This window comes from Kribbella sp. NPDC050124 (genome assembly GCF_044460355.1).
GTDB lineage: Bacteria > Actinomycetota > Actinomycetes > Propionibacteriales > Kribbellaceae > Kribbella.
Genome location: NZ_JBITJU010000018.1, coordinates 66,179 through 87,263, shown reverse-complemented (window position 1 = coordinate 87,263; position 21,085 = coordinate 66,179). Strand labels below are relative to the sequence as shown.

The 21,085-nt window shown below is 68.6% G+C and carries 20 protein-coding genes; 6 read left to right on the top strand and 14 right to left on the bottom strand.

The window, feature by feature from the left end:
- Positions 1-25: 25 nt before the first annotated feature.
- From ACIBL3_RS32435 to ACIBL3_RS32390, 10 genes are all read right to left on the bottom strand, one after another.
- A complete protein-coding gene (locus ACIBL3_RS32435; protein WP_396357586.1) occupies positions 26-256 on the bottom strand; it encodes an anti-sigma factor family protein in 231 nt (76 codons plus the stop codon).
- Positions 253-891, bottom strand: a complete 639-nt coding sequence (locus ACIBL3_RS32430) for an RNA polymerase sigma factor (protein ID WP_396357585.1) — start codon at positions 889-891, stop codon at positions 253-255. Before ACIBL3_RS32430 ends, ACIBL3_RS32435 begins: the two co-directional genes overlap by 4 nt.
- 24 nt (positions 892-915) lie before the next feature.
- A complete protein-coding gene (locus ACIBL3_RS32425) occupies positions 916-1,620 on the bottom strand; it encodes a flavodoxin family protein (protein WP_396357584.1) in 705 nt (234 codons plus the stop codon).
- 58 nt (positions 1,621-1,678) lie between these two features.
- Positions 1,679-2,581, bottom strand: coding sequence for a carbamate kinase (locus ACIBL3_RS32420; RefSeq protein ID WP_396357583.1), 903 nt, complete (start codon positions 2,579-2,581; stop codon positions 1,679-1,681).
- A gap of 23 nt (positions 2,582-2,604) precedes the next feature.
- A complete protein-coding gene (locus ACIBL3_RS32415; protein ID WP_396357582.1) occupies positions 2,605-3,066 on the bottom strand; it encodes a GyrI-like domain-containing protein in 462 nt (153 codons plus the stop codon).
- Between the two features lie 190 nt (positions 3,067-3,256).
- Positions 3,257-4,879 carry a GAF domain-containing protein gene (locus ACIBL3_RS32410; protein WP_396357581.1) on the bottom strand — a complete coding sequence of 541 codons (1,623 nt, stop codon included), beginning with the start codon at positions 4,877-4,879 and terminating at the stop codon, positions 3,257-3,259.
- Positions 4,880-4,937: 58 nt separating this feature from the next.
- A complete protein-coding gene (locus ACIBL3_RS32405; protein ID WP_396357580.1) occupies positions 4,938-5,381 on the bottom strand; it encodes a pyridoxamine 5'-phosphate oxidase family protein in 444 nt (147 codons plus the stop codon).
- Between the two features lie 40 nt (positions 5,382-5,421).
- Entirely contained in the window at positions 5,422-5,988 is a 567-nt protein-coding gene (locus tag ACIBL3_RS32400; protein WP_396357579.1) for a pyridoxamine 5'-phosphate oxidase family protein, read from the bottom strand.
- Between the two features lie 107 nt (positions 5,989-6,095).
- Entirely contained in the window at positions 6,096-6,779 is a 684-nt protein-coding gene (locus ACIBL3_RS32395) for a cation diffusion facilitator family transporter (RefSeq protein ID WP_396357578.1), read from the bottom strand.
- The gene (locus ACIBL3_RS32390) at positions 6,776-7,156 is read right to left on the bottom strand and encodes an ArsR/SmtB family transcription factor (RefSeq protein WP_396357577.1); all 381 of its coding nucleotides are present in this window, start codon (positions 7,154-7,156) and stop codon (positions 6,776-6,778) included. Before ACIBL3_RS32390 ends, ACIBL3_RS32395 begins: the two co-directional genes overlap by 4 nt.
- A gap of 65 nt (positions 7,157-7,221) precedes the next feature.
- Here ACIBL3_RS32390 and ACIBL3_RS32385 point away from each other — a divergent pair, with 65 nt between their 5' ends.
- On the top strand, positions 7,222-8,403 hold the full coding sequence (locus ACIBL3_RS32385; protein WP_396357576.1) for an acyltransferase: 1,182 nt from the start codon (positions 7,222-7,224) through the stop codon (positions 8,401-8,403).
- Here ACIBL3_RS32385 and lexA read toward each other — a convergent pair.
- On the bottom strand, positions 8,389-9,042 hold the full coding sequence (gene lexA, locus ACIBL3_RS32380) for a transcriptional repressor LexA (protein WP_396357575.1): 654 nt from the start codon (positions 9,040-9,042) through the stop codon (positions 8,389-8,391). The genes ACIBL3_RS32385 and lexA overlap by 15 nt on opposite strands.
- A 246-nt stretch (positions 9,043-9,288) precedes the next feature.
- On the opposite strand from lexA, the gene ngcE reads away from it, so the two are divergent.
- Positions 9,289-10,713, top strand: coding sequence for an N-acetylglucosamine/diacetylchitobiose ABC transporter substrate-binding protein (gene ngcE / locus ACIBL3_RS32375; RefSeq protein ID WP_396357574.1), 1,425 nt, complete (start codon positions 9,289-9,291; stop codon positions 10,711-10,713).
- On the opposite strand, the gene ACIBL3_RS32370 is transcribed toward ngcE, so the two are convergent.
- On the bottom strand, positions 10,710-11,630 hold the full coding sequence (locus ACIBL3_RS32370; protein ID WP_396357573.1) for a LysR family transcriptional regulator: 921 nt from the start codon (positions 11,628-11,630) through the stop codon (positions 10,710-10,712). The genes ngcE and ACIBL3_RS32370 overlap by 4 nt on opposite strands.
- A gap of 113 nt (positions 11,631-11,743) precedes the next feature.
- On the opposite strand from ACIBL3_RS32370, the gene dnaE reads away from it, so the two are divergent.
- A complete protein-coding gene (gene dnaE / locus ACIBL3_RS32365; protein WP_396357572.1) occupies positions 11,744-15,247 on the top strand; it encodes a DNA polymerase III subunit alpha in 3,504 nt (1,167 codons plus the stop codon).
- Here the strand turns inward: dnaE and ACIBL3_RS32360 are convergent.
- Together ACIBL3_RS32360 and ACIBL3_RS32355 are read right to left on the bottom strand one after the other, a co-directional pair.
- Positions 15,235-16,398, bottom strand: a complete 1,164-nt coding sequence (locus ACIBL3_RS32360; RefSeq protein WP_396357570.1) for a Cmx/CmrA family chloramphenicol efflux MFS transporter — start codon at positions 16,396-16,398, stop codon at positions 15,235-15,237. The genes dnaE and ACIBL3_RS32360 overlap by 13 nt on opposite strands.
- A 69-nt stretch (positions 16,399-16,467) precedes the next feature.
- Positions 16,468-17,043 (bottom strand): TetR/AcrR family transcriptional regulator, encoded by a 576-nt coding sequence (locus ACIBL3_RS32355; protein ID WP_396357569.1) that lies wholly within the window; start codon positions 17,041-17,043, stop codon positions 16,468-16,470.
- Between the two features lie 210 nt (positions 17,044-17,253).
- Between ACIBL3_RS32355 and ACIBL3_RS32350 the strand changes: the two genes are divergently transcribed.
- From ACIBL3_RS32350 to ACIBL3_RS32340, 3 genes are all read left to right on the top strand, one after another.
- Positions 17,254-19,290 (top strand): glycoside hydrolase domain-containing protein, encoded by a 2,037-nt coding sequence (locus tag ACIBL3_RS32350; protein WP_396357568.1) that lies wholly within the window; start codon positions 17,254-17,256, stop codon positions 19,288-19,290.
- A 110-nt stretch (positions 19,291-19,400) separates the two neighbouring features.
- Positions 19,401-20,213 (top strand): alpha/beta fold hydrolase, encoded by an 813-nt coding sequence (locus tag ACIBL3_RS32345; protein WP_396357567.1) that lies wholly within the window; start codon positions 19,401-19,403, stop codon positions 20,211-20,213.
- On the top strand, positions 20,213-21,010 hold the full coding sequence (locus ACIBL3_RS32340) for an LLM class flavin-dependent oxidoreductase (protein ID WP_396357566.1): 798 nt from the start codon (positions 20,213-20,215) through the stop codon (positions 21,008-21,010). The genes ACIBL3_RS32345 and ACIBL3_RS32340 overlap by 1 nt, the downstream gene beginning before the upstream one ends.
- The last annotated feature ends 75 nt before the right edge of the window (positions 21,011-21,085 follow it).

Genomic DNA, 21,085 nt, shown 5'->3' with positions numbered 1-21,085 from the left:
CGTCGGGAGGGGCCGGCGTTACAGGTCAGTCGCGGGGGAAGTTGCGGAAGGCGTCGAGGAGGCGGTCGCGGGTCTCGCCGGACAGGCTCTCCGGTTCCACCTGGCCCACTTCGGCGATGGTACGGCGGAACTGTTCGACGTAGGTCGCGCATCCGTCGCACAGCGTCAGGTGCTCCAGGAAGCGCTGCTCGGTCTCGGGGTCCAAGGCGCCGTCCAGGAACGCGGTGACGAGCTCGACGAGCTCTGCACAGGTCATGTCCCGACTCCACTCGTGCTGAAGTAGCGCTCGAGGCGGCCACGGACCGCCGCGCGGGCGCGATGCAGCAGGACCCGCTGGTTGGCCATCGAGATGTCGAGCAAGGTGCACACGTCCTCAGCGTCGTGTCCGTCGATGTCGCGCAAGGTCAGCACCACCTGTTGCCGGATCGGCAGGCTGTCGATCGCGGCGGCGACCGTCGCCCGGACCTCGTGAGCGAGCACCTCGCCCTCGGTGCTCGGCCAGCCGGCCGGGAACGCGCGCCAGCCGCCCGGGTACAGGTCGTCGGGGCCGCGGAACCTGCTCGGGTCGACGGTTGGCCCACCGCCCGGGTCGAGGCTGGTCCACGGCACCGTTCGCTGCTCGCGGGTGCCACGTTTGCGGGCGATGTTGACCAGGATCCGGTAGATCCAGGTCTGCAGCGAGGACCTGCCCTCGAACCGCTCGATGCCCTGGAACACCGCCAGCCAGGTGTCCTGGACGACCTCCTCGGCGCTCGCCGCGGTGGACACGAACGACCGGGCCAGCCGCAGCATCGACCCGGACCAGCCGTTGAGCAGGCAGGCGAACGTCTCCTCGTCCCCGGCCCGCAGACCGGCCACCAGGACGTCGTCCGTCGGCAGCACCGCCCCCACGATGCCGACGGTACCGGACGACGCTCAGCGGTACTCCGGGTTCTCGAAGTCGAACCGGCAGCCGGCGTCCCACTCGGAGCGCTGGTTGCCGTGCGCCGGCACGCCGCCGGCGTCCTTCAGCATCCGGGCCAGGTGCAACAGGTTCCAGGTCATGAAGGTGGTGTTGCGGTTGGTGAAGTCGTTGTCCGGCCCGCCCGATCCCTCGTCCAGGTACGACGGACCCGGCCCGGCCGCGCCGATCCAGCCGGCATCGGCCTGCGGCGGGATCGTGTAGCCGAGGTGCTGCAGGGAGTAGAGCACGTTCATCGCGCAGTGCTTGACGCCGTCCTCGTTCCCGGTGATCAGGCAGCCGCCGACGCGTCCGTAGTACGCGTACTGCCCGTGCTCGTTGAGGATCGACGAGTTGCCGTAGAGGCGCTCGATCACCTGCTTGGTCACCGAACTGTTGTCACCCAGCCAGATCGGCCCGGCGATCACCAGGATGTCGGCGGCCATCACCTGCTGCTGGATCGCCGGCCACGCGTCGGTCTCCCAGCCGTGCTCGGTCATGTCCGGCCAGACACCGGTCGCGATGTCGTGGTCGATGGCCCGGATCACGTCGACCTCGACGCCCTGCTTCTCCATGATCCGGCGGCTCACCTCGATCAGCCCTTCGGTGTGGCTGACCGCCGGTGACCGTTTCAACGTGCAGTTCACGAACAACGCCCGCAGATCGCCGTACTCGGTCATCTCAGCTCCTCCTGACGAATGCCTCCCTGCACTGTCAGTGCCGGCAGGGCGTCAGGCGTTACAACTGGATCTGGGTGCCGCTGGTGCCGGTGATGACTGCGGTTGTGTCGTCGAGGGAACCGATGGCGGCGCGGCCGTGGGTGGTCTCCACGAAGTGCCGGGCGGCGCTGAACTTCGGGCCCATCGACCCAGGCGGGAAGGTCAGCCCGGCCAGTGTTTCCGCGTCGATCTTGTGGAGCGGGCGCTGGGCCGGGGTGCCGTAGTCGAGGTACACGGCCGGGACGTCGGTGAGCATGACGAGGAGGTCGGCGCGGAGCTCGATGGCGATGAGCGCGGCGGTCGCGTCCTTGTCCACGACCGCCTCCACACCGTGGAGGCCGGTCGGCCCTTCGACGACCGGTACGCCGCCACCGCCCGCCAGGATCACCGTGACGCCGTTCTGGAGGAGGAGCTCGGCCGCATCGAGCTCCAGGACCCGCTGCGGTGCGGGGGACGGCACGACCCGGCGCCACTCGGTGCCGTCCTGGCGTACCGACCACCCGGAGGACAAGGCGAGCTCGCGGGCCCGCTCCTCCGGGTAGCTGGTGCCGACGTACTTCGTCGGCACGTTGAAGGCCGGGTCGTACGCGTCGACCACGGTCTGGGTGACCAGGGTGACGGCGCGCCGGCTCAGGCCCGCGTTGGTCAGGGCCTGCTGGACCCAGTACCCGATCACCCCTTGCGTCTCGGCGACGAGGTCGCTCAGCGGGTACGGCTTGGACAGGCTGGTGTCGGCGAAGCTCTCCAGCGCGAGCAGACCCACCTGTGGGCCGTTGCCGTGCACGATGACGACCTCGTTGTCCTCGGCGACCTTGGCCAACGCCGGCGCGGCCGCGGTCAGGTGCGCGACCTGTACGTCGGCATCCGGGCGCTCACCACGCCGAAGCAGTGCGTTCCCCCCGAGCGCGATTACTATCCGCATGCTTCAGAGTGCCACGAGATCCCTCAGTTCAGCCTGAACGGCTGGATGACCTCGGTCCGCCGGCGGTGGGTGCGGTTCGGCAGGTCGTGGAAGACCTCCCAGGCGTCGCCCGCGCGGGCTCCATGCTCTGCGGCCAGCCAGTCGTCGAGCGCCCGGTAGGCGTCGCCCAGCTGCTCGTAGGTCCCGACGTGCCACGCGACGACGACATGCCCGCCGGGCAGCGTGGACGGCACGATCTGCCGGTCCCCGCTGATTCGCACGGCCACCGGGAACCCGGCCTCCACCTCGAAGCACCCGTCGGCGCGGACGTGATACCGGGCGAACGGGAACCCGCACGGCGCGATCCCGTGCCGGCGCAGGTACTCGGCCACCACGTCGAACGCCGTACGGAACCAGCCCCGCACCTCGTCTCGGTGCAGGGTCGCCCGCAGGACGGCCGTCGGCTGTTCGTGGACAACACGCGATTCGGGGTGATCGGTGCGCACGTCTCTCAGCCTAAGACCGCGACCGGGCCCTTGCGCAGTCCCTGGAGCTCGGGACCTTCGGCCCTGTCGGAGGGCGCGCCGCCAGGAGCACTCTGATGGCAGAGGGGGACCTTGCCGGACCGCCGGGACGCACGACAGATGGCATGTGGGGGAGCTGCCATCGACAACGCGCCCCGGCGGTCCGCGGGATTCAGGGACCGAGCGGGGCGCGCAGCTCGAGCACGGTGCCCTGCGACTGACTGGAGTCCACCCGGACCGTGCCGCCCAGGGTCTCGGCGCGCTCGCGGAGGTTCCGCAGCCCGCTTTGCTGCTGCTCGGCCGCGAGCCCGATGCCGTTGTCGGCCACCCGGGCCACGACCTCGCCATGCGCGGCAGTCACCTCGACCGAGACCTCGGTCGCCTCGGCATGCCGTACGACGTTCGACAGCGCCTCCCGGATCGCGGCCAGGATCTGCGGCCGCACGGTCACCGGTACGGCGGTGTCCAGCGGGCCGGCGCAGGTCAGTCGAGGCCGGAAGCCGAGCGGTTCGGCGTACTCGGCGACCAGCTCCTGGATGTCGGCCCGGAGCGAGCGGCGTCCGGGCTGGTGGTGCAGCTCGAAGATCGCGGCTCGCAGGTCGCGGATGGTCGCGTCGATGTCGCTGACGGCCCGGCCGATGCGCTCCTGGACGTCGGGGGAGACCATGCGGTGCATGCCCTGGAGCTGCAGCCCGGTCGCGAACAGCCGCTGGATCACCAGGTCGTGCAGGTCGCGAGCGATCCGGTCGCGATCCTCCAGGACGGCGATCATCGACTGATCCCGCTGGGCCTGCGCGCGGTCGAGCGCGAGCGTGGCCTGGTCGGCGAACAACTGGACCAGGTCCGTGCCCTCCTCGAGGACGGCGCCGCGCTCGGCCGCGACCAGCAGCAGCCCACCGGTGGCGTGGGCCCCGGCCGGCAGTGGCGCCACGATCGTCCGCCCCAGCGACCGCAGCTCGGGCGCCTCGGTCAGCCGGCCGCTCTCCTTCACCAGTTGGGCGAGGTCCTCGATCTCCAGCAGCCGGTCGCCGCGCAGCACCTTGCCGAGCCAAGGCACATCGGCGGGCAGGTGCCGGCCGGCGTACCGCACGAACTCCGCGGGCCCGTCGAACGCTTCGACCACGAGGTCGTCGCCGCGGGCCAGCAGGATCACGCCCAGTCGGGAGCCGGACACCTCACGGGCGCGGCGGGCGATCAGCCGGAGCGCGTCCGGCAGGTCGAAGTCACCGAGCATCATCTGGGTGATCTCTGCGGTGACCTGGTGCCATCGCCGCTTGCGTTCGGTGTCGGCGTGCAGCCGGGCGTTGTCGATCACCACACCGGCCGCGGCAGCGAGCGCGGTCACCGTGCGCTCGTCGTCCTCGGTGAAGTCGGCGCCGTCCGCCTTCTCGGTCAGGTAGAGGTTGCCGAAGACGTGGTCCCGGGTGCGGATCGGGACGCCGAGGAAGCTCCTCATCGGCGGGTGGTTCGGCGGGAATCCGAACGACTGCGGATGCTCGGCCAGGTCGTGCAGCCGCAGCGGGCCGGGGTGCTCGGTGGACAGCCGGAGCAGGCCGTGCCCCTCGGGGTACGCGCCGATCGCGGCGATCTCCTCGGCGGTGACGCCGTGCGGGATGAACCGGACCAGCCGCTTGCGGCCCGGGCCGACCACGCCGAGTGCGCCGTACCGGGCGCCGACGAGCTCGCAGGCCGCGGTGACGATCCGGTCCAGCGTGCTGCTGAGGTCCAGATCGGCGCCGATCCCGACGACGGCGTTCAGCAGCGCCTCGTCGTACCATGTGCCTTTTGACGTCACCTTGACCACGGTACAAATGCGGCCGCGGTCAGGGAAAGAGAGTTGCCGGAGGCACCGATCAGCCGGCGCGCGGGCGCTGACCCCAGGGGAGCAGGCGGCGGCCGCTGAGCTCCTCGGCGCGGAGGCGGACCATGCGCCGCTCGTGCAGCGGTGCCCACGGTCGCAGCGGCGTCACCCGCCGCAGCCGCGCCGCCTCGTCCGCGGGGACGACGGACAGATGGCCGATGCAGGTGACGGTCCAGCCGACGTGCCGGTCGAGGTCGACGTCGTCCACCTCGAACGCGACCACGTCACCACGCACGGCGGCCCGGAACTTCTCTCCGTCGTCGGAGGCGAACACGATCGTGTCGCCGTCGACCGAGAAGTTGACCAGCCGGATCGCGGGCAGGCCGCGCTGGGTGAAGACGAGCCGGCCGACGGGCATCGACTGGAGCAGCCGCAGGCACTCGGCCGGGTCGAGGATCTCGAGTCCGGTCCGATCGAACTGCCGGGTCGTGTGCATCAGCGCCACCCCAGATCGAACGTTTGCCCAAGCACCGTGATCACCACAGCCGTACGCGACGCCCGCTGAGGTGCTCCGGCTCGATCACCACCAGCACCTCGTCGACCGCGCCGTCCCACGCGTGCACAGTGCAGCGTCCCGAGATGAGCACACTCCAGCCTTCGCGATCGGCCGCGTCCAGCCGCTCCACCTCGACGGCGACCGGGCCGTCGCCGTACCGGACGATCGGGTTGGTCGCCTCGCTCCGGGAGACCAGCTTCCGTTCGTGCAGCGAGAACTGCATCGGCTGCACCGCGAGCCGCCCCGTCAGCACGAACGCGATCCGCGCGGCGCCACCCTGCGTGAGCAGGTCGAGACACTCGTCCTCCCGCAGATGGTCGAGCACGGGGTGCAGGGCCGACGATCCGCGGACTGGGACTCGCCGGATCCGGTTGGCCACGGTCGTGTCGAGCGCGCCGGCGAGCCGGATCAACGCTCCGGCGGTCAGTCCGCCCGGCTCGACCGCGCCGGACCGCACAGCCCCCTCAGACTGCACGATTCCGACACGACCGGCCCGCAGCGACTGATCACCACCGTTCGTCGATCGAGACTGCTCGGACGCGGTCATCGGACCTCCCTTCGAACGACAGGTCCTATCCAACGCGCCCCGCCGTACCCGGGAGCAGTGCCAGAAGTCCCTACCCGCCAGGACCTGCGTCATGCACTGCTTTTCGATCAGTTGCAGCAACCGTCTGTGCAGCCCGGGCCGTTGGCCGGGGCGCAGCAGCCCTCGCCGCGCCAGGCTTGGACGCCTTCGCGGACCGCGACGGCGGCGATGACCAGGCCGGCGATCGGGTCGGCCCAGCCCCAGCCGAGGGTCGCGTTGAGGACCAGGCCGGCGAGCAGGACCGCGGACAGGTAGGTGCACAGCAGCGTTTGCGTGCCGTCGGCAACAACCGCGTTCGAGCCGAGTGCCTTGCCGGTACGGCGCTGGGCCCACGAGAGCACCGGCATCACGATGAGCGACGCGATCGCGAGGCTGATGCCGACCGGTGACGTCTCCGGGTCGCTGCCGCCGATCAACGCCCGGACCGACTCGAACGTGACGTACGCGGCGAGCCCGAAGAACGAGAACGCGAGCAGCCGGAGCGCCTGGCGTTCACGCGTCTCGGGCAGCCGGTGGCGGAACTGCCACAGGATGATCAGCCCACTGGACACCTCGACCACGGAGTCGAGTCCGAAGCCGACCAGCGCGACCGAGCCGGCAACGAGACCGGCGGTGATCGCGATGACGGCTTCGATCACGTTGTAGGTGACGGAGGCGCCGGCCAGCAGTTGCGCGCGGCGACTCAGCCGACGCCGCGCCTCGGGATCGGCTGTCCAACCGCGCGGGGTGAGCTGCAGCGGCTGATCGGTCATGACTCAGCCTCCTGCGCAGCCGTGCCGTAGACCGGGCACAGCGCGACGGCGTCCCCGGTCAGCCCAAGGAGCCGCTCGGCGGCTGACAACAACTCGAGCGTCGCCTCCGGGTGCGTCAGCCGGAACAGCGACGCCCGCCCTTGCGGTCGCGACTCGACCAGCCCACAGTCCCGCAAGCAGGCCAGGTGTTTCGACACGGTTGACTGCGCCAGCCCCAAGTGCTCGGTCAGGTCGACAACCCGATGCTCGCCGAGCGCGAGATGCCGCACGATCGCCAGCCGCGAAGCATCGCTGAACCCATGAAACAGACAGGCCGCCACGGTCAGCGCAGCGCCCTCGTCGACGTCAGGATCCTCGATCCGCGTTGTCATCGCCATTTGGCGATGTTAGCGCTGAACCATGGACTCTGGGAAGTGGCCCGCCGAGGGGCCATTCTTGCCGCATGGGTGATGGGGTGGGGCGGCTGTCGTACCTGGACTGGTTGCGGGTGCTGGCGGTGTTCGGGGTGTTCGTGTTCCACACGCTCCGGCCGTTCGACGACGCCGACTGGCACGTGAAGAACGCCGAGACCAGCGAAGGGATCTCGATCGGGATCGCGTTCCTCGGTCTGTGGGGGCTGGCGTTCTTCTTCCTGCTGTCCGGCGCGGGCGCCTGGCTGGCGTTGCGCTGGCGGACCGCGGGCGGCTTCGTCCGGGAGCGGTTGCTCCGGCTGCTGCTGCCGTTTGCGATCGCATACGTGCTGCTGTCGCCGCCGCAGTACTACCTCGAGCAGCATCACAAGGGCGAGTCGGATGCGTCGTTCCTGAACGACGTGAAGACGTTCTTCAGCGACCTCGGTGGCGACCCGCCACTGTGGCTGCGGGACACGTACCACCTGTGGTTCCTCGTCTACCTGCTGCAGTTCGCGCTGCTCGGTCTGCCCATCTTCCTGTGGTTGCGCGGTCCGCACGGCCGGCGCTTGGTGGATTGGATCGCCGAGCGCTGCACCCGCCGCGGATCGATCCTGCTGCTGGCTGTCCCGCTGATCCCGGTGCACCTGCTGTTGCTGGCCGCGCCCGGTCCGGACCACGGCTGGGGCGAGTTCGTGTTCTTCTTCGACTTCTTCGTCGTCGGTGCGCTGGTGATGTCCGACAGCCGACTGATTGCCGCCGTACGACGGGACGCCATACCAGGTCTCGTGCTCGGGATCGGTGCCTTCGTCACGGGTGTGGTCACCGGGATCATCGACTTCCTCGAAGGCTGGTGGGAGGACCCGGGCTACTCGTGGCCGTACCTCTGGTACTCGCCGCTGATCACGCTCGCAGTCTGGGGCTGGCTTGTCGCCGTACTAGGTGGTGGCATGCGGCTGCGCGCGTTCCGGCGACCGCTCCCGACACCGCTGGCCCGCGCCGCGATGCCGTTCTTCCTGGTCCACCAGCCGATCATCCTGCTGATCGCCTTCTACGTCGTCGACTGGAACGCAGGCATCTGGTCCAAGTACGCCGTACTACTGCCGGCAGCCTTCGTGGCGTCAGCCGCGCTGGCCTGGTTGCTGTCGGCCCTACCAGGCGTCTCACTCCTCTTCGGCGTGAAGCGCCCAATCGAGCATCGGGCGAGCCGACCGGAGGCCTCAGACGCTGCGTAGGACTGAGACGACGATGCCGAGGATGGTTGCGTTGTCGCCGTCGATGACTTCGTAGGCGGGGTTGCGGGGCTCGAGGTACACGTGGCCGTTGCGGCGGCGGTAGACCTTGACCGTCGCCTCCTCGTCGATCATCGCGGCCACGATCTGGCCGGAGTGCGCCTCGGCCTGCTGGCGGACCACGACGATGTCGCCGTCGCAGATGGCTGCGTCGATCATCGACTCACCGCGGACCCGCAAACCGAAGACATTGCCGCGTCCGGTCAGCTCGCGCGGCAGCTGCATCACGTCGTCCACGTGCTCGATGGCGGCGATCGGCGTACCGGCTGCGATGTCGCCGACCACGGGCACCGGCACCGAGTGCTCGCCGGACTCCCGGGTCGCAGTTTCCCGCAGGAACATCCGGACGTCGATCGGCCGGGAGACCGACGGGCTGCGCCGCAGGAAGCCCTTGTCCTCGAGGTTGGCCAGATGCTTGGACACCGACGAGGACGACTTCAGCCCGACGGCGTCACCGATCTGCCGGCTACTGGGGGCGTACCCGTACCTGACCACCCAGTCGCGAATCACCACCAGCATCCGCTGCTGCCGCTCCGGCAGCGCCGCCGTGTCCAGGTCCCCGAACAGCTCCACATCAGTCACCCGCCGAATGTTAGGGCCCGGCACCGACAAGCCATCGGCCCGCCGCGCTGTGCTGAAACTTTTCCCACCCCACCGCCCCGGTCGATCGGCAACTTCCGCCGTCGCTGCCAACGCAACGAAGGCGCAAGTTTCCGGCAAACGGCCTTGACACCGGGGGAGAGGTAGGAAAAATTCTTCCCAAACAGGGCGGGAATGACGGAATCTTTCCGCCATTGGTCAACGGATGTTTCCTCGAAGGGCGGATCGATGACCACTCGTGACAACCTGTCGCGGCGGCTTTTCCTGCAGCGCGCGGCGGTCGGCACGCTGCTGGCCACTGGGGGCGGAACGCTGCTTTCGGCCTGCGCCAGCGGCGGCAGTGACTCCGGCAGTGACTCCGGCGGCGGAGGTGCGGAGAAGACGGCCGAGAACCCGTTCGGTGTGCAGGGTTCCGACCCGCTGGACGTGGTGATCTTCAAGGGCGGGTACGGCGACGACTACGCGAAAGCGCACGAGGACCTCTACAAGAAGAAGTTCTCCGAGACGTCGATCAAGCACGCCGGGATCACCGACATCACGCCGCAGCTGCAGCCGCGGTTCAACGGTGGCAACCCGCCGGACGTGATCGACAACTCCGGCGCCTCGCTGCTGCCGATGTCGACCTTGGCCAGCTCGGGCCAGCTGGCCGACCTGACCGAGCTGTTCGACGCGCCGTCGATCGACGACGCCAACAAGAAGGTCCGCGACACCCTGGAGCCGATCGCCCTCGAAGCAGCGATGCTGGACGGCAAGCCGCTCGTGCTCGAGTACGTGCTGACCGTCTACGCCATCTGGTACAACAAGCCGTTGTTCGCCAAGCACGGCTGGACGCCGGCGAAGTCCTGGGCCGAGTTCCTGACGCTGTGCGAGGAGATCAAGAAGGCCGGCATCGCGCCGATCGCGCACCAGGGCAAGCACGGCAACTACATCGGCGGCGTCGTGATGGACATGGCCGTCAAGCACGGCGGCCACGAGGTGATCAAGGCGATCGACTCGCTGGAGCCGAACGCCTGGAAGCACGCGTCGATCAAGATGGCGGCCGAAGCCCTGCTCGAGCTGAAGGGCAAGGGCTACATCATGCAGGGCACCGAGGGCCTGGACCACATCCAGTCCCAGACGGCCTGGAACCAGGGCAAGGCGGCGTTCATCCCGTCCGGTTCCTGGCTGGAGAACGAGCAGAAGACCGTGGCGCCGAAGGACTTCGAGACGACGGCGACGTACACGCCGCTGCTCGACGGCGCCAAGCTGCCGGTCGACTGCGCGCGGACCGCCGCCGGTGAGAACTTCATCGTCCCGGCCAAGGCGAAGAACAAGGCCGGTGGTCTGGAGTACCTGCGGATCATGCTGTCGAAGAAGGCGGCCGGCAAGTTCACCGAGCTGACCGGTTCGCCGACCATCGTGAAGGGTGCGACCGAGGGCCTCAAATTGAGCCCGGGCGCCGCGTCGTCCGACGCGCTGCTGAAGTCCGGTGCCACGAACAACTGGTCGACGTACTTCGCCGGCTGGTACTCGACGATGGACAAGCCGTCCCGCAGCATCTTCGCCGAGCTCGCCGCCGCCCGCATCAGCGCCGACGAGTTCTGCAACCGGATGCAGAAGCTCGCCGACGACACCGCGAAGGATCCGGCGACGAAGAAGCAGACCCGGAGCTAGTCCCGCAGGATCTTCGGTAGCCACAGGCCGTCGGTAGTGGGTAGTGGCGTACGGCGTAGGTGGTCGATGAGCGTGGTCAGACCGGGGTGCCGGTTCGAGGTGTGCCAGACCAGCGACCACGGGTAGATGGGTGTGGGGTCCTGGATCCGGAGCCGCAACAGGCTCCGGGGAAAGGGCCCTGCCTCCCGGGTCCGCTCGCCGAAGAAGCTGATCAGCGTCCGGGACTCCGCGATCGTCTGCACCAGATCCTCGAACCCGAAGTTCGGCCCGGTGGAGTCGATCGTGAGCGCGAAGTCCGCGGACAGCTCGCGGTAGAACTCGCCCCACTCACTGCCCTCGACGATCCCCGGGATCCAGATCGTGTACGGGCGCAGGTCGTCCATGCCAACCGTCGTCCGCGTAGCCAGCGGATGCCGGTCACCGACGATGATCTCGTGCGCCTCGAAGTACACCGGCAGGCTCTCGAGCCCCGCCGACAACGGCTCCGGCAGATACGCGAACGTCGCGTCGATCTCACCCGCCACGAGCGCAGGCAGCGCCGCCTCCAGCCCACGCAACACCAGAGTCTTGAGCGCCAGGTCGGGATGCGTGTGGTGAAACTCCAGCATCAGCACCGCAGGTAGTAGCCGGCTGCCGAGAATGTCGACCCGCAGCGGCCGAACCTCACGCTGCACCGACTCGACCGCATGCCGCGCAGCGATCAGTACGGCGTGCGCGTGCGGCAAGAACGTCCGTCCCTCGGGCGTCAGTGTCGCCCCCGTCGGCACGCGCTGGAAGAGCGTCACCCCCAACGACGACTCCAGCGCCGCGACCCGCTTCGACACCGCCTGCTGACTCAGTCGCAGCCGATCGGCTGCGTACTGGAACTGCCCTTCCTCGGCGACGGCCACGAACGCCCGCAGGCTGTCCAGATTCACGGGACCAGACAGTACAACCAATGGTGGTTCAGCCGCTCCGAAGGTTGTTTGATCGCACCCACACGACCCGCATTTGATGAGGGCTCCCGACAACCGATCGTTGTGGAGCTCTGGTGCCTGACTCCTTCACCCATCTGCATGTCCACACGCAGTACTCGTTGCTCGACGGCGCTGCCCGGCTGAAGGATCTGTTCAAGGCCTGCGACGAGCTCGGCATGACCCATCTCGCGATCTCGGACCACGGCAACCTGCACGGCGCCTACGACTTCTTCCACCAGGCGCAGAAGGCGGGCATCACGCCGATCATCGGCATCGAGGCGTACGTCGCGCCGGAGTCCCGCCGTACCAAGCAGCGAGTGTTCTGGGGTCAGCCGCACCAGAAGCGCGACGACGTCGCCGGCTCCGGCGCCTACACGCACAAGACGATCTGGGCCCGGAACGCGACGGGACTACACAACCTGTTCCGGCTGTCCTCCGACGCCTACCAGGAGGGCTGGCTGCAGAAGTGGCCGCGGATGGACAAGGAGAGCCTAGCCCAGTGGTCCGACGGTCTGATCGCCTCCACCGGCTGCCCGTCGGGCGAGGTCCAGACCCGGCTCCGCCTCGGCCAGTACGACGAGGCGTTCGAGGCGGCCGCGTCGTACCAGGACATCTTCGGCAAGGACAGCTACTTCCTCGAGTTGATGGACCACGCGATCGAGATCGAACGCCGGGTCCGCGACGGACTGCTTGCAATCGGCCGCGCGCTCGGCATCCCGCCACTCGTCACGAACGACTCCCACTACACCTACGCCCACGAGGCGGCCGCGCACGACGCCCTGCTGTGCATCCAGACCGGCAAGAACCTCGCAGACCCGGACCGCTTCCGGTTCGACGGCACCGGCTATCACGTGAAGTCCGCGGCCGAGATGTACGCGATCGACACGTCCGAGGCGTGGCAGCAGGGTTGCCGCAACACTCTCGCGATCGCGGAGCGGATCGAGACCACCGGGATGTTCGCCAAGCGTGATCTGATGCCGCGGTTCGCCGTACCCGAGGGCTACACCGAGGTGACCTGGTTCCAGGACGAGGTACGGCGGGGGATGCGGCGACGGTACCAGGACGGGTGGGGCGAGGAGTACCAGAAGCTGGTCGAGTACGAGACCGGCGTCATCATCCAGATGGGCTTCCCGGGCTACTTCCTGGTCGTCGCCGACTTCATCATGTGGGCGAAGAGCAACGGCATCGCGGTCGGCCCGGGCCGTGGCTCGGCCGCCGGGTCGCTGGTCTCGTACGCGCTCGGCATCACCGACCTCGACCCGCTCGAGCACGGCCTGATCTTCGAACGCTTCCTGAATCCCGAACGGGTCTCGATGCCGGACGTCGACATCGACTTCGACGAACGCCGCCGGGTCGAGGTGATCCGGTACGTGACGGAGAAGTACGGCGCCGACAAGGTCGCGATGATCGGCACCTACGGAACCATCAAGGCGAAGAACGCGATCAAGGACGCCGCCCGGGTTCTCGGGTACCCCTACGCCACCGGCGACCGGATCACCAAGGCGATGCCGGCCGAGGTCGGCGGCGCCGGCATCGACCTGACCGGCATCACCGACCCGAAACATCCCAGATACGACGAAGCCGCGGCAGTCCGGGCGATGTACGAGAACGAGCCGGACGCGAAGACCGTGATCGACACCGCCAAGGGGGTCGAGGGCTTGGTCCGGCAGATGGGTGTGCATGCGGCCGGCGTGATCATGTCGAGTGAGCCGATCGTCGACCACGTCCCGGTGTGGGTCCGGCACAGCGACGGCGTGACCATCACCCAGTGGGACTACCCGAGCTGCGAGTCGCTCGGCCTGCTGAAGATGGACTTCCTCGGCCTGCGCAACCTCACCATCATCGACGACGCGGTGAAGATGGTGGCCGAGAGCAAGGGGCTCGCGATCGACCTGCTCGGGTTGCCGCTGGACGACCGCCGTACCTTCGAGCTGCTCGGGCGCGGCGACACGCTCGGGGTGTTCCAGTTCGACGGCAACGCGATGCGGTTGTTGCTGCGGCTGATGCGGCCGGACCAGTTCGAGGACATCACCGCGGTCACGGCGCTGTACCGGCCCGGGCCGATGGCGATGAACTCGCACATCAACTACGCGCTGCGCAAGAACGGCCAGCAGGACATCACGCCGATCCACCCGGAGGTCGAAGAAGCGCTGCGGGAGGTGCTCGGGATCACTTACGGCTTGGTCGTCTACCAGGAGCAAGTGCAGAAGGCGGCCCAGGTGCTGGCCGGCTACAGCCTCGGCCAGGCCGATCTGTTGCGCCGGGCCATGGGCAAGAAGAAGAAGGAAGTGCTCGATCAGGAGTTCGTCCCATTTCGCGACGGTTGCCGTCGGCATGGGTTCTCTGACCAGGCGACACAGGCCGTGTGGGACGTGCTGGTCCCGTTCGCCGGGTACGCGTACAACAAGGCGCATGCGGCCGCTTACGCGCTCGTTTCCTACTGGACGGCGTACCTGAAGGCGAATCATCCGGCCGAGTACATGGCGGCGTTGCTGACCTCGGTGAAGGACGACAAGGACAAGTCCGCGGTCTATCTCAACGAGTGCCGCCGGATGGGTCTGCGGGTGCTGCTGCCGGACGTGAACGAGTCGGTCGCGAACTTCGCCGCGCAGGGTGACGAGGTGATCCTGTTCGGGTTGTCCGCCGTACGCAACGTCGGCAGTGGTGTCGTGGACGCGGTCATCCGCTCTCGGGAGGCGCGCGGGAAGTATGGGTCCTTCCCGGACTTCCTGGACAAGGTCGAGTCGGTTGCCTGCAGCAAACGGGCGGTCGAGTCGCTGATCCTGGCCGGCGCGTTCGACGCGCTCGGCCACACCCGCAAGGGCCTGGTCGCCCGGCACGAGGAGCTCGTCGAGACCGCGATCGCGGTGAAGCGGAAGGAGGCCGAGGGCCAGTTCGACCTCTTCGGTACGACGGCTGCACCCGCCTTCGGCCTGGAAGTGTCGTTCTCTGACGAGGAGTGGGACAAAGCGGCGCTGCTCGCCCGGGAGCGCGAGATGCTCGGCCTCTACGTCTCCGACCACCCGCTCTTCGGCCTCGAACACGTGCTGGCCGATCGCGCCGACGCCGCGATCGTTCAGCTCGGCGACCACCCGGACGGCGCGGTCGTCACGATCGGCGGCATCATCTCCGCGCTCCAGCGCCGGATGACCAAGCGTGGCGACACCTGGGCGACGGCCACGGTCGAGGATCTGGCCGGGTCGATCGAGTGCCTGTTCTTTCCCGCGACGTACCAGGTGCTGTCCGGTCAGCTGATCCAGGATGCGATCGTGTTCGTGACCGGGCGGCTGGACAAGCGGGAGGACGTGCCACGGCTGATCGCCGCCGAAATCGCCATACCGGACTTGAGCGAGGCGCCGGTCGTGAAACTGGAGCTGGCTCAGGCGAACGTGGTCCCGCGGACCGTGAACCAGCTGCGGTACGTGCTCGCCGCGCATCCCGGGCCGTCCGAGGTGCACCTCCGCGTCCGCGGGCCCGAGAAGACCACCGTGTACCGGCTGGCCTTCCGGGTCACGGCGGGACGCGAGTTCTGGGCCGACCTGAAGGCGGAAGTCGCGGCGATCCGCTACACGCGCTGAGGCTCGCGCTCCGGGGTTCTGGTCCTGCTCGCCACCAGCACGGTGGCCAAGGCGAGCAGTCCGAGGGCCACGCCGATCCAGCCCATCGCTCCGTAGCCGGTGCCGGCGTCGATCGCCAGCCCGCCGAGCCACGGGCCGACAGTGATGCCGACGTTGAACGCCGAGACATTGAAGGCAGCCGCCAGGGTCGGCGCCGACTCGGCCTCCGCGAACACCCGCGCGTTCACCGCCGGATTGTTGGCGAACCCGAACCCACCAAGCACGACCACGGCCGGTACGGCGACCCACGCCGTCCCGGTCCACACTGCGAGGAGGGCGCACGCCGCGATCACCCCGATCAGGCCGATGCGCAGGGTCGTGAACGGACGGGCGTCGGCAGTCCGTCCACCGATCGTGATGCCGGCCAGCGCGCCCACGCCGTACAGGGCGAGGACGATCGGGACCCAGCCCGCGGACAGGCCGGTCGCGTCGGTCAGCAGGGGAGCGAGGTAGGCGAAGACGACCAGGATAGCGCCGGTCGACAGCGCGGTCGTGGAGTAGGCGAGCCACAGGGCCGGGTTTGTCATCGCGCGCAGTTCCTGGCGGATCTCCGGCGTACGGCCTGATCGTCCACGCGGGATGGTTGCGATGACGCCGGCCATGGCGATTGCCGACAATCCTGCGACCGCCCAGAACGCGGCCCGCCAACCCAGGTGCTGGCCGATGACGGTGCCGGCCGGGAGACCGACGATGCCGGCGATGGTGAGACCACCGGCAACGATGCTGATCGCTTTGGCCCGAGCGTCCGGACCAGCGAGCCCGATGGCGGTGGCCGCGGCGACGGCCCAGAACCCGGCGTAGACGAACGCTGCGACGATCCGGGTCGCGAGGAGTACGCCGTACCCAGGGGTGAGAGCGCCCGCGACGTGGGCGAGGGCGAAGACAGTGAGGAAGACCAGCATGGTGGCGTGCCGGGACCAGCGCAGCGTCGCGACGGCGAGGATCGGGGCGCCGACGAGCATGCCGACCGCGAAGGCGGAGATCAGCAGCCCGGCGGCCGGGATCGACACCTTCAAGTCGGCCGCGATCTCGGGGAGCAGGCCGGTGAGCATCAGCTCGGACGTCCCCTGGGCGAAGATCGCCAGGCCGAGAACGTAGACAGCGAGCGGCATCGGGTTCCTCTCATAATGGATCGATCAGTGCAAAACGCGGGCGTGCAGCACTGAGGAAGTTGGTTCAGGTCAGAAGGTTCGGAGGGCCGCTCTGACGACGGTCTCTTGACCGGCGCGCGTCGCTCCGGCCCGGGCCGAGACGCGCAAGCCGCTCAGGACGACGAAGACATACTCTGCGAGACCGGCCGGGTCGTGGCCGGCATCGATCTCGCCGGCGGTCTGGGCGGCGTTGAAGGCTGTGGTGAGTGCCTCGACCCGGAAGGTGTGGTCGCGCTCGAGCAGCTCGGCGATCTCGGGCTCGTGCGGGGCGAGCTCGACGAGGGTGTTGACCACGAAGCAGCCGAGTGGGTCGGTCGCCGCCGGCTCGACGGCGTCCCAGAGGAGTTGACGGACGCGTTCCCGGATCGGCAGGTCGGCGCGCTGGATCAGCGCGACCTGGGCCGCGTTCCGGGTCTCCATATAGTGGCGCAGCGCTCGGTCGAACAAATCGCGCTTGCTGGTGAAGGTGTTGTAGATGCTGCTCCGCCCCAGCCCGGTGGCGTCGCACAGGTCCTGCGTCGACGTGCCTTCGTAGCCGAACGACCAGAACACCTTCATCGCGGCATCGACGGCGCGATCCTCGTCGAACGTCCTCGGCCTCGGCATGAGCCCACCGTAACAGTTATAGATCGAGCAGTCCAAAACCCCAGTTCAGCCCTCTGATCTGCATCGATAGCATCTGTGCATCAAGGCGAGTGCCGGAAGCTCTTCGACAGAGCCGCCGGCACTCGCCTTGACTTGGGGATCCGGGGTCGGGACTGGGGGGCTCTGCGCTTTCGGGACCGGCCGTCCGCCGAATGTGAGGAGCTTGCTTCAGTGAGGCTGAAGAAACCCGGGGTGGTGGCGCTTGCCTTCGCCCTGGTTGCCGGTGTTGCTGCCGGGGTGATTATCAGTCGCCCAGCGGCCGCCGATGAGACGAAGACCGTGTCCTACCGCGGTTACGAGGTGAAGGTGCCGGCCAGTTGGCCGGTCGTCGACCTGGCCGCCGAGCCGACGACATGCGTCCGGTTCGACCGCGCGGCGGTCTACCTCGGCCGCAGCGCTGCCCAGGCCGACTGCCCTGCCCACCAGGTCGGTCGGAGCGAGGGCATCGTGCTAGAGCCGCTGACCACCGCCGAGCCGTCCACGCCGGGTCTCGAGCGCCGCGTCGTCAAGGATGCCGGCGTACTGGCGACCGCGTACTACGCACCTGGTGACGAGCAGGCGGCGAACGACGTACTGGCCACCGGGCGGGTCGTGACGAAGAGCAAGTCCGCCCAGACCGTCCAGGAGCCGGCGGCGGTCGCCCAGTCGATCGTTGCTTCGGGCACCTACAAGGGGAACGCCTTCGACACCTGCGCGGCGCCGAGCCAGGCCACCATGGACGCCTGGCTGCCGACGTACAAGATGGTCGGCATCTACATCAGTGGTGGTCTGCGGGCCTGCCAGCAGCCGAACCTGACCGCCAACTGGGTCTCCACGAACGCCGGCAAGGGCTGGCAGTTCCTGCTGATCGACGTCGGCATGCAGGCCCCCTGCACGAACTACAGCAGCAAGATGTCGACCGTCCCGGCGACCGCGCTGGCTCAGGGCAAGGCGGCCGCCGCCAACGCCGTCGCGTCCGCGCAGGCGCTCGGCTTCGCGCAGCGCAGTGCGATCTACAGCGACATCGAGGGCTACCCGTCCACGGCTGAATGCAAGGCCTCGGTGCTGTCCTACCTGAGTGGCTGGACCCAGGAGCTCAACGCCCGTGGCTACGTCGGCGGCGCATACGTCGCAGCCGGCTCGGGCGGCGCCGACCTGGTCAGCGCTTACACGAGTACGGCGTACACGAAGCCGGACAACCTGTGGTTCGCGCACTGGGGTTCGTCGCCGGTCGGGACCAGCCGGTTCATCCCGTCGACGTACTGGCCCAACCACCAGAAGGTGCACCAGTACCAGGGCAACGTCAGCGAGACCAACGGCGGAGTGACCGTCAACATCGACAAGAACTGGGTCGATCTCACTGCGCCGCCGCCGCCCGTGAGCAGCTTCAGCGTGACCGGCGGCGTGGGCACGGCGACGCTGCGGTGGACGCAGCCGGCCAACACCGCGATCGGCCAGATCATCGTTCGGGCAGCCTCGGGCAACACCCCGCCGGCGCTGCCGACCTCGGGTGCGGCGATCTACAACGGTCTGGCGAGTTCCTTCTCCGTGACCGGCCTGCCGAACTCGGCCAGCTACGCATACCGGGTGTTCGTGAAGGACAGCACCGGCAAGATCGGTCCGGGCGTCGACACCCGGCTGGTCGGGACCAAGGCCACGATCACCGCCAGTGCGGCGTCGATCATGTACACCCGCACGTCCACGCTGAGCACCACGGTGACGCGGATCAACGACGGCGCCAAGCTGGCCGGCGTACCGGTCGTCCTGTACGCGAAGGCCAAGACGGCGTCCAAGTGGTCGGTGGCCGGCACGTTCACCTCGGACGCGAACGGTGTCGTGAGTACGGCGCAGAAGCCGTCGGTGTCGACGTACTACATGTGGGGCTACAACGGCTCGACCGGACTACTGGGGACGCGCAGTACCGCGCTGCTCGTCCAGGTGCAGCCGGCGATGTCGGCGTACCTGGTGCCGGGTGCGGTGACGCTGGGTCAGGCGGCGGCGTTGTACGGGTACCTGAACCCGCCGCACGCCGGGATGACCGTCTACCTGCAGCGGCGGTCCGGGACGAGCTGGGTCGCGGTGACCACGGGCAAGCTGGCCACGAACGGGAAGTACGCGTTCAGCATCAAGCCGACGGCGCGTGGCACCTACACCTACCGCGTGGTGTGGCTGGCTGACGCCGACCACCAGGGGACGCAGACGGCGTCCAAGGTCCTGACGGTCAGCTGAGGCTGCACGATGGCCGGCCTGCCGCGGCAGGCCGGCCATCTCGTTTCACGATCGTCTTGATCGATAACAATCGCTTTTCGTGATGAGCCTGGCCGCTTAGCGTCGTCGGTATGGAGAACGTTTATGCGGTGAACGGCGTGGAGTTGTGCGCGGAGACCTTCGGTGATCCGGCCGATCCGGCGGTGCTGCTGATCCACGGTGCGTCGGCGTCGATGCTGTGGTGGCCGGAGGAGCTGTGTCGCGCGTTGGCGGCGCGGGGGCGATACGTGGTCCGGTACGACCAGCGGGACACCGGGCGATCGACGTCGTACCCGGTGGGGAAGCCCGGGTACTCGATGCGGGACCTGGCAGCCGATGCAGTCGGGCTGATGGATGCCCTGGGCATCGAACGGGCGCATGTCGTCGCGGTCTCGATGTCGGGCGGGGTCGGGCTGGTGCTCGGGGTCGACCACCCGGAGCGGGTCGCGTCGGTGACGTTCGTGTCGACGACGACGGGCGCGGACGACCTGCCGGCGCCTTCCGCCGACATGCCCCGATTCAGCCGACCCGACTTCGCCGCTGTGGAGGAGTACGTCGCGCAGATGGCAGTCGCCGAGATGGGTCCGCTCGCCGACCTGGAGACGATGCGAGACCTGGTACGGCGGGACGTGGCGCGGGCCCGTGATTTCGAGGCGTCGCTCACGAACCACTACGCGATGGACTTCGACGGGCCGGAGCACGGCGGATTCGCCGATCTCGCGATGCCGGTGCTGGTGATCCACGGTGAGCTGGATCCGCTGCTGCCGTTGGCGCATGGGGAGGCCGTGCGGGACGCCGTACCCGGTGCGTCGCTGGTGGTGTTGAAGGGCGCGGGACACGGGGTACCCGAACCGTTGTGGGACACGTTCGTCGATGAGGTCGTCCAGCACACAGGGGAGCGATGATGCGGCACGCAGTGTGGATTCCGTTGTTCGACGAGTTGGCCGATCCGCGGGCGGTCGCGCGGTTGGCGGCGTCGGCGGAGGAAGCGGGATGGGAAGGGTTCTTCGTCTGGGACCAGCTGTGGTGGCAGCCGCCGGTGTCCGCGGTGGCGGACCCGTGGATCACGCTGACCGCGGTCGCCGTGGCCACCGAGCGGCTGCGGTTCGGGCCGATGGTCACGCCGGTCCCTCGCCGGCGGCCGGTGAAGCTGTTGCGTGAAACAACGACTTTGGACGTGCTGAGCCACGGGCGGCTGACGCTCGGGGTCGGGCTGGGCAGCGACCGGTTCGCGGGGGAGTTCTCGCGGTCCGGTGAGGAGCTGGACGACCGGATCCGCGCCGAGCAGCTGGACGAGTGCCTGCAGATCCTCACCGCCGGGTGGTCGGAGGAGACCGTCGTACACCGTGGCAAGCACTACGTCGTCGACTCGGTCCGCTTCGAGCCGCGGCCGGTTTCGGGGCGGATCCCGATCTGGTGCGCCGGCTTCCCCGGCAAGCCCAAGCCGATCCGCCGGGCAGCCCGGTACGACGGCTACTTCCCGGTCAACCTGACGTCGCCGGACCAGGTTGCTTCGGCTGTCGAAGCGGTCTCCGCCGAACGCGGCTCCCTCGACGGGTTCGACGTCGTCATCGCGCTGTCGCCGACGACCGACGTCCGCCCGTACGCCGAGGCGGGCGCGACCTGGTGCCTGACCGACTTCGACCCCGAGTCGCGGCTGGCCGACGTACAAGCCGTCGTGAAGGCCGGCCCACCGCGCTAGTGGAGGTGTGGGTGCCGTCACGGGGAGTGACGTCTGTTGCCTGGGCGCGGACGGGTGTCTAATCGGAACAAGTGT